Origin of the sequence: Actinocrinis sp. (assembly GCF_035653575.1) — a bacterium.
Classification (GTDB): domain Bacteria; phylum Actinomycetota; class Actinomycetes; order Streptomycetales; family Catenulisporaceae; genus Actinocrinis.
On the sequence record NZ_DASRBQ010000092.1, the window covers coordinates 28,107 to 42,205 of the forward strand.

11 protein-coding genes and 1 tRNA gene are annotated in these 14,099 nt (G+C 72.1%); 4 read left to right on the forward strand and 8 right to left on the reverse strand.

Annotation, left to right across the window (positions count from 1 at the left end; all coding sequences use genetic code 11):
• Positions 1-37: 37 nt before the first annotated feature.
• The 7 genes from VFA06_RS13255 to VFA06_RS13285 all read right to left on the reverse strand — a co-directional run bounded on the left by VFA06_RS13255 (position 38) and on the right by VFA06_RS13285 (position 8,628).
• Positions 38-1,813: a DEAD/DEAH box helicase gene (locus VFA06_RS13255; RefSeq protein ID WP_324840840.1), complete on the reverse strand. Its 1,776-nt coding sequence runs from the start codon at positions 1,811-1,813 to the stop codon at positions 38-40.
• 56 nt (positions 1,814-1,869) lie between these two features.
• Positions 1,870-3,348 carry an MFS transporter gene (locus VFA06_RS13260; protein ID WP_324840830.1) on the reverse strand — a complete coding sequence of 493 codons (1,479 nt, stop codon included), beginning with the start codon at positions 3,346-3,348 and terminating at the stop codon, positions 1,870-1,872.
• Positions 3,349-3,416: 68 nt separating this feature from the next.
• Positions 3,417-5,897 carry a xanthine dehydrogenase family protein molybdopterin-binding subunit gene (locus VFA06_RS13265; RefSeq protein WP_324840831.1) on the reverse strand — a complete coding sequence of 827 codons (2,481 nt, stop codon included), beginning with the start codon at positions 5,895-5,897 and terminating at the stop codon, positions 3,417-3,419.
• The gene (locus tag VFA06_RS13270) at positions 5,894-6,628 is read right to left on the reverse strand and encodes a (2Fe-2S)-binding protein (RefSeq protein ID WP_324840832.1); all 735 of its coding nucleotides are present in this window, start codon (positions 6,626-6,628) and stop codon (positions 5,894-5,896) included. The genes VFA06_RS13265 and VFA06_RS13270 overlap by 4 nt, the downstream gene beginning before the upstream one ends.
• Positions 6,621-7,691 carry an FAD binding domain-containing protein gene (locus VFA06_RS13275; RefSeq protein WP_324840833.1) on the reverse strand — a complete coding sequence of 357 codons (1,071 nt, stop codon included), beginning with the start codon at positions 7,689-7,691 and terminating at the stop codon, positions 6,621-6,623. Before VFA06_RS13275 ends, VFA06_RS13270 begins: the two co-directional genes overlap by 8 nt.
• Positions 7,692-7,696: 5 nt before the next feature.
• A complete protein-coding gene (locus VFA06_RS13280; RefSeq protein WP_324840834.1) occupies positions 7,697-7,987 on the reverse strand; it encodes a DUF3039 domain-containing protein in 291 nt (96 codons plus the stop codon).
• 68 nt (positions 7,988-8,055) lie between these two features.
• Complete coding sequence (locus tag VFA06_RS13285; protein ID WP_324840835.1) at positions 8,056-8,628, reverse strand: YqgE/AlgH family protein; 573 nt, start codon at positions 8,626-8,628, stop codon at positions 8,056-8,058.
• Between the two features lie 364 nt (positions 8,629-8,992).
• On the opposite strand from VFA06_RS13285, the gene murA reads away from it, so the two are divergent.
• Entirely contained in the window at positions 8,993-10,426 is a 1,434-nt protein-coding gene (gene murA / locus VFA06_RS13290) for a UDP-N-acetylglucosamine 1-carboxyvinyltransferase (RefSeq protein WP_324840836.1), read from the forward strand.
• A gap of 100 nt (positions 10,427-10,526) precedes the next feature.
• The gene (locus VFA06_RS13295) at positions 10,527-11,510 is read left to right on the forward strand and encodes a quinone oxidoreductase (protein ID WP_324840837.1); all 984 of its coding nucleotides are present in this window, start codon (positions 10,527-10,529) and stop codon (positions 11,508-11,510) included.
• Positions 11,511-11,717: 207 nt separating this feature from the next.
• Here VFA06_RS13295 and VFA06_RS13300 read toward each other — a convergent pair whose 3' ends face one another.
• A complete protein-coding gene (locus VFA06_RS13300; RefSeq protein ID WP_324840838.1) occupies positions 11,718-13,118 on the reverse strand; it encodes an NAD-dependent malic enzyme in 1,401 nt (466 codons plus the stop codon).
• A 128-nt stretch (positions 13,119-13,246) separates the two neighbouring features.
• Here VFA06_RS13300 and VFA06_RS13305 point away from each other — a divergent pair, with 128 nt between their 5' ends.
• Both VFA06_RS13305 and VFA06_RS13310 read left to right on the forward strand, forming a co-directional pair.
• The gene (locus VFA06_RS13305) at positions 13,247-13,807 is read left to right on the forward strand and encodes a GNAT family N-acetyltransferase (RefSeq protein ID WP_324840839.1); all 561 of its coding nucleotides are present in this window, start codon (positions 13,247-13,249) and stop codon (positions 13,805-13,807) included.
• Between the two features lie 55 nt (positions 13,808-13,862).
• A tRNA-Leu gene (locus tag VFA06_RS13310) sits at positions 13,863-13,947 on the forward strand.
• The last annotated feature ends 152 nt before the right edge of the window (positions 13,948-14,099 follow it).

Below are 14,099 nucleotides of genomic sequence, written 5' to 3' on the forward strand. Positions count from 1 at the left end.
AAGCTCGTCAAATCCGCTCGCCGCTCAGGGCTCACCCTCACGATGCGCGGCTCGCGGCCCACTTGCGTACCGTGTCGATCCGGCTGCGCAGCTGCGCGGCCGTGGCCTGCGCGGTCGGCGGCCCGCCGCAGCTGCGCCGCAGGTCCGCGTGGATCACCCCGTGTGGCAGCCCGGTCTGGTGGTGCCAGGCGCCGACCAGGTTGTTCAGCTCCCGGCGCAGCTCGAGCAGCTGCTGGTGGCTGACCACCGGACGCTGCTCCGCCGGCACCGCCGCCGCGCCGCCGCGCGACCCGCGCTGCCGGGAGATCTGCCGCGCCTGCCGCTTCTGCAGCAGAGTGCGTACGTGCTCGGGTTCCAGCAGGCCGGGGATGCCGAGGAAGTCGGCCTCCTCCGCGCTGCCGACCTCCGCCGCGACGCCGAACTCGCCGCCGTCGTAGAGCACCCGGTCGAAGTTGGCCTCCGACTCGAGCGCCTTGAAGGTGAACTCCTCAAGCGGCGCCTCGTCCTTGGTCTTGTTGGCGTCCGCGAGCAGGTCCTCCTCCTCGCTCCACAAGTCGCCCTCGCCGCGCTTCTTGCGGTCGAGGACATGGTCGCGTTCGAGCTCCAGCTCGTTGGCGAACTGGACCAGCGAGGGGATCGAGGGCAGGAACACCGAGGCGGTCTCGCCGCGCCGCCGCGCCCGCACGAACCGGCCGACCGCCTGGGCGAAGAACAGCGGGGTCGAGATCGAGGTCGCGTACACGCCGACGGCCAGCCGCGGCACGTCCACGCCCTCGGAGACCATCCGCACCGCGACCATCCACTTGTCCTCGGACTCGCTGAACTTCGCGATCCGGCTCGAAGCCTTGGGATCGTCCGAGAGCACGACGGTCGCCGGCTTGCCGGAGATCTCCCGCAGCATCTTCGCGTAGGCGCGCGCCGCGTTGTGGTCGGTCGCGATGACCAGGCCGCCGGCGTCCGGGACCGCGCGGCGCACCTCGTCGAGCCGGCGATCGGCGGCCCGCAGCACGGCGGGCATCCAGTTGCCTTCCGGATCCAGCGCGGTACGCCAGGCCTGCGCCACCGCGTCCTGTGTCATCGGCTCGCCGAGGCTCGCGGCCACCTCGTCGCCGGCCTTGGTGCGCCAGCGCATCTGCCCCGCGTAGGAGAGGAAGATCACCGGCCGCACGACGCCGTCCGCGAGCGCACCGCCGTAGCCGTAGGTGTAGTCCGCGACCGAGCGGCGCACGCCGTCGGCGTCCGGGGCGTAGGTCACGAACGGGATCGGCGCGGTGTCCGAACGGAACGGGGTTCCGGTCAACGCCAGGCGGCGCGCGGCGGGCTCGAAGGCCTCGAAGACCGCGTCACCCCAGGACAACGCGTCCCCGGCATGGTGGATCTCGTCCAGGATCACCAGGGTCCTGCGATTCTCCACGCGACGCCGGTGCAGCATCGGGTGCGCGGCGACGCCCGCGTACGTGACCGCGATGCCGGTGTAATCGCGCGAGGTGCCGCCCGACGCGCCTGAGTAGGTCGGGTCGATCCCTATCCCGACCTTCTTCGCCGCCTCGGACCACTGGTGCTTGAGGTGCTCGGTCGGCGCCACGACCGTGACCTGCTGCACGATGTGACGGTCCAGCAGTTCCGTGGCGATGCGCAGCGCGAACGTGGTCTTGCCCGCGCCGGGCGTGGCGACCGCGAGGAAGTCACGCGGCTCGTTGGCCAGATACGACTCCAGCGCGGCCTGCTGCCAGGCGCGCAGGCGCCCGGCGGTGCCCCACGGGGCTCGGTCGGGATAGGCCGGGGACAGGTGGGACGCTGCGGACGTGCTCAGAGTTCTGCCCCCTTCATTCGCCTACCGCCGGACACCGCGCGTGCGAGCGCGGAGATCTACCGTACCCGCACCCGGGGCGCGATCAGCCACGCGACCGCGCCGACGGCGATGAACATGCCGTACATCAGCGCGAACACCGGCCGATCCGCGGCCGCCGAGGTGTGCAGCGCATGGTAGACGGCCCCGGCGACAGCAATGGAAAGAGTGCTGCTCAGCCCGTCCGCGACCTGTAGCGAGGCGGCGTTCGCGCCCTGGTCGCCCGGAGCCGAGAGCTCCAGCGTCAGCACGCTGACGTTCGGCCAGACCAGGCCCATCCCGGCGGCGGCGAAGAACATCGCCGCCGCCGCGGTCCACTGCGGCACGTGCGGGCTGATCGCCGCGATCGCGAGCAGCAGCGAGGTCGTGGTGATACCGGCGCCGAGCCGCACCATGCCCGCCTGGGAGAGCCGCGCGCGCAGCCACGGCCGGTTGATCGCCCACGCCGCGGCGGCCCAGCTGATCGCCGCCCCGGTCAGCGAGAGCCCGGCGGCGGTCACACTCATCCCGCGCTCCTGAACCAGCATCAGCGGGATGAAGGCCTCGATGCCGAAGTAGGTCCCGGCCATCAGCCCGCGCATCGCCACCACGGTGGGCAGCCCGCGCCCGGCCCGGAAGATGTCGCGCGGCAGCAGTTTCGGCACGCTCGGCACCAGCAGCACCACCGCCAGCGGCACCAGCACCGCGCCGACCCAGTTGAGCTGCTGGCTGCCGAACTGGAACAGCCCGGCGCCGAGCGCGGTCAGCGCGGCGCAGATCCGTACCGTGCGCTGCCGAGCGGCGGTGTCCGTCGAGGAAGCGGTGTCCGTCGAGGAAGCAGCCTCCTTCGAGGAAGCGGCGTCCGCGGCGGCGGATTCGGGCGGGGCCGGCAGGTCGGGCACGTTGCGCAGCGGCTGCACCAGGAAGCCGAGTGGAACCGCGATCAGCGCCGCGACGCCGAGGAACACCCAGCGCCAGGAAACGTCCTCGGTGAGCACTCCGGAGATGAACGGCCCGATGATGGCCGGAAGCACCCAGCAACTCGCGATCACCGAGAACGCCTTGCTGTGCAGCCGCTCCGGATACGCCCGCGCCACCAGGATGTACAGCGAGACGATCATCAGCCCGCTGCCGAAACCCTGAAGGGCGCGGCCGAGCACGAACTGCGCCATGCTCGTCGCGGTCCCGGCCGCCAGCAGCCCGACGCCGAACAGGCCGAACCCGCCGAGGTAGGGCAGCCGCGGCCCGCGAGCGTCCGCCCGCTGCCCGGCGAGCACCATGCCGAGCAGGCTCAGCGTCAGAAAGGCGCTGAACGCGAGCGAGTAGTAGGGCAGGCCGTGCAGGTCGGCGACTGCGGCCGGCATCGCCGTGCTGACCGCCATCGCCTCGAACGCGGTCAGCAGCACCGAGGCGATGATGCCGATCGTCACGGCCAGGTACTTGGACGAGAACAGCCCGTCGAGCTGAACGATTTCGGTGGTCTGCACGGGGTCCGGTGAGGTCTCGACGAAGCTGGCCATCTCTCCAGCCTACGTCATGGGCGCAAGTGGATATTGGCCATTACGCATGCAGGGGCCTGTAAGGAGGCTTATCTGTCGCGGCCGGTTTCCCAGGGCCGGATCGGGATCGCCGTGCGGTGTGCGCCCAACGCGTCTCGTGCCGCGCAGGCCAGCGCCGCGGCCGCCGCCGCGTGCGCGATCCGGCCCACCGGCTGGTAGCCGAGCGGCAGCGGAGCCGAGAAGCCGCGCCGCCGCAGCGCCGTGGTCTCCAGCTCCCCGATCGAGGACTGGATCGGCGGCAGCACGTCCACCTCCGGCAGGTCCAGCGCGCTCGGCAGCTGCGCGCAGGCCAGCGCCCCGGCCTCGGCTCGCGCCGCCGGAGCCTCGTCCGCGAACACCGCGGAGGCCGCCGACATCACCCCGGCCGCGATCGCCGCCTCGATCCGCCCCGGCACCAGAGCGCGGCCCGCGTCGTGCGCTGCCGTCACCCGCACCGGCCGGATCAACCCGAGTTCCGTGTCCGCGTCGACGACCGCCCGGTGGACCGCGAACGCCACGTGCGCCTGTCCGGGCTCCGGAACGAAAACGCCCGGCTCGGCCGGCCCGGAGCCGCGTACCCGGAATTCGCCGTCCGCGAGATACACCGCAGCGCCGCGCAGCGCGGCCCGGTAGACCGCGTCCAGCGGCCGCGACAGCATGCCGTCGTAGCTGACGACGCGGTCCCCGCGAACTTCCAGCAGCTCCGGCGAGATCGCCAGTTCCGCGCCGACCGCGGCGAGCGCCTGCGAACGAACCGCACGCGCCGCCCGCTGTACCGCCATGCCGTGCAGCCAGGCCGCGCGCCCGGATGCCAGCGGCGTCGCCGGAAGCGCCCCCGGCGCGGTCGGCCGGCGCACCAGCACCCGCTGCACGCCCAGCACCTCGCGCACGATCCGCCGCAGCAGCGCGTGCTGCCCGGCGCCGGTGTCCACCATCGCCGTGCTGACGTGCGCGATCGGGCCGTGCACGTCGGAGGTCAGCGCCACCTGCGCCGTGGCCAGCTCCTCGGCAAGGCCCGGCGGCACCAGGTCGACCATCGCCAGCGCCACGCCGACCCCGCGCCGCAGCCGGGTCATCTCCCCGGTGCGCCCGACCGTGCCGGGGAACTCGCGCACGTCCGGGCCGGGCGGGAACGGCGGCACCGACGCGTCCAGCACCGCGGTCACCAGCTCCGGCAGCATGTCCGCGGCGACCACCTTGCGGCCGTCCGGCAGCTTGTCCCCGGTGCGCATCAGGTTCTTCACCCGGACTTCGAGCCCGGTCATGCCGAGCTCGGCGGCCACCGCGTCCATCTGTGCCTCGGCGACCACCGCGGCGAGCGCCGCGCCGCCTCCGGGCCACGGGGCCAGCGGCGGATTGTGCGTGCGCACGACCCAGCCCTGCACCTCCACCTTCGGCACCCGGTACGGGCCCGCGGCCAGCCGGCAGTACTCGTCCAGCAGCGCCTCGGCCGCCGCGGGCTCCGCGCCGCCGTCGATCACCAGCTCCAGGCGCACCTCACGCAGCGTGCCGTCCTGGTCCGCGACGTGGATCGCGTGCACCCGGGCCGCGGGCTCGGCGGTACCGGCGGGCCAGTGCCCGACGCTGCCGTCCACAGCCTTGACCGGCCGACCGGTGCGCGCGGCCAGCAGCGCGGCAGCCACCCGCAGGTCCGCGTCATCCGCGATGGACCCGCCGGTGAACGGCGCGGGCACCAGCCGGATCTCCGCCTCGGGCCGGCCCAGCGCGGCGGCCAGCGCGCGGCGGTCACGGCCCGGATCCACGCTCAGCGTGTGAATCTCGACGCCGTCTCCGTGCGGCACGGCGAACACGGTGCCCGGACCGGCGGGCCAGTCCGCGGGCCGGGCGAATTCGTACCCGTGGATGACCGACACGCTGCGCGGCGGCACCTCGGGCCCGTCGGCGGCCTGCGCGTTCGCACCCGTCAAGCCCTGCAACGCTTCCGCGCGCCGCGCCGAAGGCGAGGGCTTGCGCGGCTGAGCGGCCGTCGCATCGTGCGCTGTGCTGAAGAACCGGTGCGCGGCCACGTTCCCGTCCGCGTGGATCGGCGCGGCGTTGAACGCCTGCCGCGGATCGGTCAGCGGCTCCTGCGGCTGGTAATCGATGGTGATGGCGTTCAGGGCGGCCTGAGCGATAGCCGGGTGCTCAGCGGCCGCGATGGCGACGCACTGCCCCAGGTAGTCGACCTGATTCACGCCCAGATCGGGCCCCGCGAGCACCGCGTGCACACCCGGCAGCGCCTTAGCCGCCTCGGTATCGCAGCCCACGATGGTGGCGTGCGGATGCGGGCTGCGCGTCATCGCCGCCCACAGCATGCCGGGCACGCCCAAGTCGGCCGCGTAGGGATAGCGGCCGTTGGCCTTGGCCGTCGGCACGACCTTCCCGACCCCGTCCCCGGCCGCCGGGCTCGGTTCGCTGAGGTTCGGACCGTACTCGGCGAGCTCGGACTCGACCGGCTGGGCCGCGTCCTCGGATCGCTCCGGCAGCTGCTCGCCGATCAGGAAGCCCGGCAGCGAGGTCGGGGTGGTCACGCCCGCACCCCGGACTGCTCATGCTCGCCGGTCGGATGGCTCCGGCTCGCGCCCTGGGCCGGAACGCGCCCGTAGTTCGCGGACTTCAGCACCGGCGACTCGCGCATCGGCTGCGCTCGCGCGTCCAGTTCCGCCTGCGTGAGGGCCTCGGCCTGGGCCTGGACCCGCGCCTGCTCGCGCGCCAGCGCCGTGGCCGCCTGGTCGGTCGCCGCGATGAACCGCTCCGGCGGCAGGCAACGGCAGCGGTGCCCGCTCAGCGCCTCGCGGATCGCCGCCGCACTCGGCTTGGCATTGCGGGCCAGCAGCGCGCGCAGCTCCATCCCGATCCCCGGCAGGCAGAACCCGCAGCCCGCACCCGCGTGCGCGGCCAGCGCACAGGCCACCGCGTCGGGCTGCGGCACCGCGTGCAGCTCCGGAGTCTCGATCTCGCGTCCGGCCGCCGCGACCGCGGGAACGAGACAGGCGGCGGTCGGCTGACCGTCCATCAGCACCGTGCACGCCCCGCACTCGCCCTCGCCGCAGCCGTCCTTCACGGCGGTGAACCCGAGCCGTTCACGCAGCACGAACAGCAGGTTCTCGCCGATCCACGCGTCGGAGACCGGCTGCGCCACCCCGTTGACGGTCAGCTCGAAACCGGCGGTCGCCCACGCCACGGCGCCGGACTGCACGCCGGCTGACCCCGGGGTACCCGAGTCCTCCGGGCCCGGCCCGCTCAAACCCGGCTCACTCACCGCGCATCCCTTCGAACCCGGCTCCCTGACCAGGCACCGGCGGCTCGGCACGCAGGCCGCGCTCGGCACGCTCCACCTTCGCCCGGTGCCGCAGGAACTCGGCGCGCTGCTGATACTCGGCCACCTGCTCCAGCCAGCCGGCCGGCGGCAGCGCCCGCACGAGCGCCCGCCGAGCGCAGACCTCGGCGGCCAGCTCGCGGTACTCCTGCGGCACTGTGGCCGTGGTCCAGCCCGCCGGGCCGGCCGAACTGGGGACCACGAGCCCCTCCGCGATCAGCCGCGCGAACCGCGGGTACGTCGTCGGATCGGGGATGGCGCAGTTCTCCCAGTCCACATGCTCGGCCAGCCACTGACCGGCGTGATCCACCCGCACCGCCGCCGGGGAGAACCCGCCGATCGCGCAAGTCACCGTCCGGGTGGGCAAGTCCGCCGCCAACGCGAAGGTCACCAGCGGACGCGCGGCCCCGGCCCGCGTGCCCACCTTCATGAAGCCCTGCGGACCGCCGCTCATCGGCACCCGCAGCGCGGTCAGCAGCTCGCCGGGCGGCAGGTCCACGCCGCCGTCGCGCGCGTACAGCTCCAGCACCGGGATCTGCCGCCAGCCGTCCGCCGACCGGCACACCGCGACCGCGTTCAACGCGACCAGCACCGTCAGCAGGTCGCGGGTCGGCGCCGGGGCGGTCGGGCCGCCGGACCGCTTGCCGGAGAGCAGATTGCCGCCCAGCGTCGCCCGGCTGCGGATCCCCGGCGCGCCGATCGCGCGCGCCGCCTGAGCGAGCGCGGGCAGCACGCCACGCACATCGCTGTGCATCAGATCCATGCACGTCGTCGCCGAGCCCAGCACGATCTCCTGGTCGGCGAACCACACTCCGCGCAGCTCCTCGATCCGGTCGATCACGACCAGCCGGGACGGGACCACCGCGCCCGCGTTGACCAGCGCCATCACCTCGGTGCCGCCGGCCACCACGGTCGCGTCAGGGCACGCCGCGAGGACGTCGAGCGCCTCACGCACCGAGCCGGGGAACGTGACCGCCCGCTCGGCGACCACGGTCCCCGATCCCATCGCCGCTACTTCTCCCCGGCCCCGGACGACTCGTTGTCGTCGTCGTAGAAGAAGTTCGGATCGTCGAAGATCTCCTTGCAGGTCGGGCAGATCGGGAAGCGGCTGGGATCGCGGCTCGGCACCCACACCTTGCCGCACAGCGCGGTCACCGGGGTGCCGAGCACCAGCGCCTCGGTGATCTTGTCCTTCTCCGCGTAATGGGAGAACCGCTCGTGATCACCGTTGTCGGTGCTGTACTCGACCCGCTCGTCGGTGATAGTGGCGGTGCCACCCGAGAGCTTTTCTGCCGTACTCATGAGGCGAGTCTACGAGTGCATGCGCCTCGCTGTGGAGCAGTTGGCGATACGAAGTAACAACGGACGATCTAATTCATCGCCGGGTCTTCCGGGAACGTCGAGAGCAGCGCGAGCTCGCCGCGCTGCCTGCGCAGCACCGCCCGCCAGGTGCGATCCGGATCGAGCGTGAAAGCGTCACCGGGCGCCGGATCGACCACGTACCAGGCGCCCTGGGCCAGCTCCCGCTCCAGCTGCCCCGAGCTCCAGCCCGCGTATCCGGCGTAGACCCGGAACGCCGATATCTCCGTGGCCAGCATCTCCGGCGGGATGTCCAGGTCCACGAGGCCGAGATCGCCGTGCACCCGGCGCCAGCCCAGCGGCTCGCCCGCCCCCGGTCGGGGCACCGAGCGCAGCTCGGCCAGGCCGAGGGCCGAGTCCAGCGCCACCGGACCGCCCTGGAACACCATCGGCAGCGGCTCGGCCAGCTCGCTCCACGCGGGCAGCACTTCGCGCACCGGCACCGCCGTCGGCCGGTTGACCACCACGCCCAACGTGCCGTCGCCGTCGTGATCGAGCACCAGCACCACGGTCCGGTCGAAGTTGGGGTCCACCAGCAGCGGCGTGGCGATCAGCAGTCGCCCGGTCAATGCGACCTCGGTCATGAAGCCATCTTCTCAGGAGGATCATCCGGCGCGGAGCGTTGGTCGCGATCGGGTGTCGGCCGCGCGCGCAGGGGCTTTCCCGCCGACCGATCCGCCGCCGCCGCTCACTCTTCTCACCGAACCTGACGTGCCCGATCGGCCGGTTTCCAGGCGTTTAGGCGCTGATCCGGCGGCCAGGGCCGGTCCGAGGGCCCGCGATGCGCTTGTTCGAACCGCCGCATAGTGGTGTTGGAACCGGGCACTGCGCGTCTGGCAGACTTACCGCTTGTTCCGCCCCGAGATCCGGAGGGCCGCCGGAAAGCAGGACGGGTCGGGACTCCAAGTCCTGAGGAGCCCGTCCGCGGGCCGAAGCAGACACGGAGCCATGAACAGCGCACCCGCAACCGCCCTGCCCCGTCCCTTCGCCGCGCCCGTGCCCGACTCGGTCGCACACGCCGCCCGCGCGCTCGCGCCGCGGCCCGACCGTATCCACGTCACCGGCGGCACGCCGCTGACCGGCGAGGTCACCCTGCGTGGCGCGAAGAACCTCGTGCCCAAGGCCATGGTCGCCGCGCTGCTCGGCAGCAGCCCGAGCCGGCTGCGCAACGTCCCGCGGATCAGTGACGTGCGTATCGTCACCGGCCTGCTGGAGGCGCACGGCGTCACCGTCCGCACCGGCGACGTGAGCGACGAGCTGGTCCTCGACCCCACCTCGGTGGACGCCGCGGATCACGCCGAGATCGCCGCGCACGCCGGGGAGAGCCGCATCCCGATCCTGCTGTGCGGCCCGCTGCTGCACCGCAACGGGCACGCCTTCATCCCGGACCTCGGCGGCTGCCGCATCGGCGACCGGCCGATCGACTTCCACCTCGACGCCCTGCGCGCGTTCGGCGCCGTGGTCGAGAAGCGGCCCGACGGCCTGCACATCCAGGCCCCGCAGCGGCTGCGCGGCACGAAGATAACGCTTCCGTACCCGAGCGTCGGCTCCACCGAGCAGGTGCTGCTGACCGCGGTGCTTGCCGAGGGCGTGACCGAGCTGCGCAACGCGGCCACCGAGCCGGAGATCGTGGACCTGATCGCGGTCCTGCAGAAGATGGGCGCGATCATCTCGGTACTGGACAACCGGGTCATCCACATCACCGGCGTCGACCGGCTTGAGGGCTACACGCACCGCGCGCTGCCGGACCGGCTTGAGGCGGCCTCGTGGGCCTGCGCGGCGCTGGCCACCGGCGGCGACATCCTCGTGCGCGGCGCGCACCAGGGCTCGATGATGACCTTCCTGAACGTCTTCCGCCGGGTCGGCGGCGCGTTCGAGGTCGACGACACCCCGGGCGACCCGGGCATCCGGTTCTGGCACCCCGGCGACGCGCTCAAGGCGCTGGCGCTGGAGACCGACGTGCACCCCGGCTTCCAGACCGACTGGCAGCAGCCGCTCGTGGTCGCGCTGACGCAGGCTCAGGGCCTGTCCATCGTGCACGAGACGGTGTACGAGAAGCGGCTCGGCTTCACCAGTGCCCTGATCTCGATGGGCGCGCAGGTGCAGCTGTACCGCGAATGCCTCGGCGGCACGCCCTGCCGGTTCGGCCAGCGCAACTTCATGCACTCGGCGGTGATCTCCGGGCCGACCAAGCTGCACTCGGCCGAGCTGGAGATCCCGGACCTGCGCGCGGGCTTCTCGTACCTCATCGCGGCGCTCGCGGCGCAGGGCACCTCGACGGTGCACGGCATCTCGCTGATCAACCGCGGCTACGAGGACTTCGCGGACAAGCTCAACGCGCTCGGTGCCCGGTTCGAGTTCGGCGAGTTCCTCACCGACTGACGCAGCGAGACCGGACGCCTGCGATAGCCCGTAACAGCCGGAATAACGCCGCCCGGCACGCTCTTTGGTCCGATAACCATCGACCAACGCGGAGGCGCGCATGAACGCGATCGTCATCAGCAAGACCGGCGGCCCTGAGGTGCTGGAGTACACCGAGGGGCCGCACCTGCAACCGGGACCTGGCCAGTTGCTGGTCAAGGTGGCCGCGGTCGGCGTGAACTTCATCGAGATCTACCAGCGCACCGGCATCTACCAGAAGCCGCTGCCGTTCACGCCCGGAGCCGAGTTCGCCGGCACGGTGGAAGCGGTCGGCGAGGGAGTGACCGGATTCAGCGTGGGCGACCACGTCGCCTCGGTGGACAGCATCAGCGGCAGCTACGCGCAGCGCGCGCTGGTGGCGGCGACCCGCGCGGTGCGCGTCCCGCCGGAGATCCCGCTGGAGACGGCAGCCGCGGCGATGCTGCAGGGTCTGACGGCGCATTACCTGACCACGTCGACCTGGCCGGTCAAGGCGGGCGACACGGCGCTCGTGCACGCGGCCGCGGGCGGCATGGGCCTGCTGCTCACCCAGATGATCAAGGCGCGCGGCGGCCGGGTGATCGGCACCGTGTCCACGAAGGAGAAGGAAGATCTGGCGCGCTCGGTGGGCGCGGACGAGATCATCCGCTACACGGAGGTCGACGACCTGGCCGGCGCGGTGCGCGACCTGACGGAGAACCGGCGCGGTGTCGACGTGGTCTACGACGGGGTTGGCAAGACCACCTTCGACGCCTCGCTGGCGTCGCTGCGCCCGCGCGGCCTGCTGGCGCTCTACGGCGCGGCGAGCGGCCCGGTCCCGCCGTTCGACCTCCAGCGCCTCAACGCGGCCGGCTCGCTGTTCATCACCCGCCCGACGCTCACGCACCACATCGCCGCCCCTGAGGAGCTGGCGTGGCGCACCGGCGAGCTCCTCGGCGCGATCGCCGAAGGAAAGCTGAGCATCACGATCGGCTCCCGCTACCCGCTCGCCGAAGCCGCGGCCGCGCACACGGCTCTCGCTTCGCGCGCGACCACCGGCAAGGTGCTGCTCATCCCCGAGCAGTAGGCCAGGCTTCGAGCCGTGCTGCCCGCGCCTCTCGCGTCGCGGGTGCTGCTCATTTCGGAGCAATAGGCCTGGTCTCGGCCGCGCCTCAGCGGTAAGCGCACCGCCCGCAAAACACCCCGGCCCGCTCATCGCCTTTCCGATGAGCGGGCCGGGGTTTCGGCTCTTTCGGCTCTTCCAGCCCTCTCGGCCGTGTCGGCTCTTCGGCTACTACTTCTTGCCGTCGACGGCCTCGCGGACCGCCGCGGCCACCGCCGGCGCCACCTCCGGGTTGAAGACGGACGGCACGATGAAGTTCGCGTTCAACTCCTCCTCCTTCACCACATCCGCCAACGCGCGCGCCGCGGCCAGCAGCATCGCCTGCGATACCTTGTGGCCGTGCGCGTCCAGCAGGCCGCGGAAGACCCCGGGGAACGCCAGCACGTTGTTGATCTGGTTCGGGAAGTCGCTGCGGCCGGTCGCGACCACCGCCGCATGCTCCTGCGCCGCCGTCGGATCCACCTCCGGGTCCGGGTTGGCCAGCGCGAACACGATCGCGTCCGGCGCCATCGTCGCGATGTCGTCGCCGGTCAGGATGTTCGGCGCGGAAACCCCGATGAACACGTCCGCGCCTACCAGTGCCTCGCGCAGCGTCCCGGTGTAGCCGCCTGGATTGGTGTTCTCCGCGACCCAGCGCAGATCCGAGTCGGGGCCGCCGAGGTCATCGCGTCCCGCGTGCACCACGCCGTGGTAGTCCGCCACCGTGATGTCCTTCGCCCCCGCGTCGCGCAGCAGCCGCAGGATCGCCGTTCCGGCCGCACCCGCGCCCGAGCCGACGATCCGCACCTGGCCGATGTCCTTACCCACCACGCGCAGTGCGTTGGTCAGCGCGGCCAGCACCACGATCGCGGTGCCGTGCTGGTCGTCGTGGAACACCGGGATGTCCAGCTGCTCGCGCAGCCTCCGCTCGATCTCGAAGCAGCGCGGCGCCGAGATGTCCTCGAGGTTGATCCCGGCAAAGCCCGGCGCGATCGCCTTGACCGTGCGGATGATTTCCTCGGTGTCCTGGGTGTCCAGGCAGATCGGCCAGGCGTCGATCCCGGCGAACCGCTTGAACAGCGCCGCCTTGCCCTCCATGACCGGCAGCGCGGCCTGCGGCCCGATGTTGCCGAGCCCGAGCACCGCCGAGCCGTCCGTCACCACGGCGATCGCGTTGCGCTTGATGGTCAGCCGGCGCGCGTCCTCCGGGTTCTCCGCGATCGCCATGCAGACGCGCGCGACGCCCGGGGTGTAAGCCATCGAGAGGTCGTCGCGGGTGCGCAGCGGAACCTTCGACTGCATCTCGATCTTGCCGCCGAGGTGCAGCAGGAAGGTGCGGTCGGAGACCTTGCCGACCTCGATCCCGTCGATGGCGTCGATCGCCTCGGTGATCCGCTTCGCGTGCTCGCTGCTGGACGCGGCGATGGTCACGTCGATGCGCAGCCGCTCGTTGCCGGAACCGGATACGTCGAGCGCGGTAAGCGCGCCACCGGCCTCCTCGACCACCCTGGTGAGGTGAGACACCGCGCTACCGCGCGCCGGGGCCTCAAGCCGCACCGTGATCGAATACGAGACGCTGGGCTGCGCCGTCATCGCGATCGCCCCTTTCCGACGTTTCCGAATGCCAGCCCATGCTGCCACGCCGCGTCGACCCAACCAGCGGCGTTTTCACGTTACCGGCTGTGATTCCACTCTCAAACGCGACCTGCGAAGCTGGGCTGATGCTCGTGCACATGTTCCCGATGACCGAACTGAAGACCGCCCGGCTGCTGCTGCGCGCACACCGCGAGCAGGACATCGAGCCGACGGTCGCCATGTTCGGCGACGAGCTGTCCGAGCGCTGGCTCTCCGCGCCCCAGCCCTACACCCTCGAAGAGGGCCGCCGCTGGTGCACCGACACCGCGCACCTGCTGCGCGCGATGGGCGACGGCATCCACTGGGCCATCACCGACGCTCAGTCAGGCCGCTACCTCGGTGGCATCGGCGTCAAGGGCACCGACTGGCTGCGCCGCTCCACCGAGATCGGCTACGCGATGGCGCCCTGGGCCCGCGGCCGCGGCTACGCCCCCGAGGCACTGCGCGCGGCCGCCGAGTGGATCCTGTGCGAGCAGGACTTCAACCGCGTGGAACTCTTCGCCGCCACCGGCAACACCGCCTCCCAGCGCGTCGCCGAGAAGGCGGGCTTCGTGCGCGAGGGCGTCGCCCGCAACTCCGGCTTCACCCACCACGGCCAGCAGGACATGGTCCTGTTCTCCCTGATCCCCGCCGATCTCGCCGCCTGAGCAGGCGTGATATCGGCCCCGCCCGAGCCTGCCGGTGCCGTACCATGGTGGGCGCGCGCGAGTGGCGTAACTGGCAGCCGCGCTGGGTTTAGGTCCCAGTGCCCTGATAAGGCGTGCGGGTTCGAGTCCCGCCTCGCGCACTGACGAAAGCGCTGTGGCCCGCCGGAATCCGGCGGGCCACAGCGCTTTGCGGGGTTACAGCGTGGTGGGTGGTGGTGCGGCGCTTAGGACGCCCTGACCCTTCCTCGCTCGCTGCTCAGCTGCGTCAGCTGCCTTAGACGGTGGTGACGAC

What these genes read in the sequence shown, in the direction of transcription:
- VFA06_RS13280 (WP_324840834.1), bottom strand. Translation starts at nt 7,987, where the DNA reads ATGAGTACGGCAGAAAAGCTCTCGGGTGGCACCGCCACTATCACCGAC.
- VFA06_RS13295 (WP_324840837.1), top strand. Translation starts at nt 10,527, where the DNA reads ATGAACGCGATCGTCATCAGCAAGACCGGCGGCCCTGAGGTGCTGGAG.
- VFA06_RS13285 (WP_324840835.1), bottom strand. Translation starts at nt 8,628, where the DNA reads ATGACCGAGGTCGCATTGACCGGGCGACTGCTGATCGCCACGCCGCTG.
- VFA06_RS13260 (WP_324840830.1), bottom strand. Translation starts at nt 3,348, where the DNA reads ATGGCCAGCTTCGTCGAGACCTCACCGGACCCCGTGCAGACCACCGAA.
- VFA06_RS13300 (WP_324840838.1), bottom strand. Translation starts at nt 13,118, where the DNA reads ATGACGGCGCAGCCCAGCGTCTCGTATTCGATCACGGTGCGGCTTGAG.
- murA (WP_324840836.1), top strand. Translation starts at nt 8,993, where the DNA reads ATGAACAGCGCACCCGCAACCGCCCTGCCCCGTCCCTTCGCCGCGCCC.
- VFA06_RS13275 (WP_324840833.1), bottom strand. Translation starts at nt 7,691, where the DNA reads ATGGGATCGGGGACCGTGGTCGCCGAGCGGGCGGTCACGTTCCCCGGC.
- VFA06_RS13305 (WP_324840839.1), top strand. Translation starts at nt 13,247, where the DNA reads ATGCTCGTGCACATGTTCCCGATGACCGAACTGAAGACCGCCCGGCTG.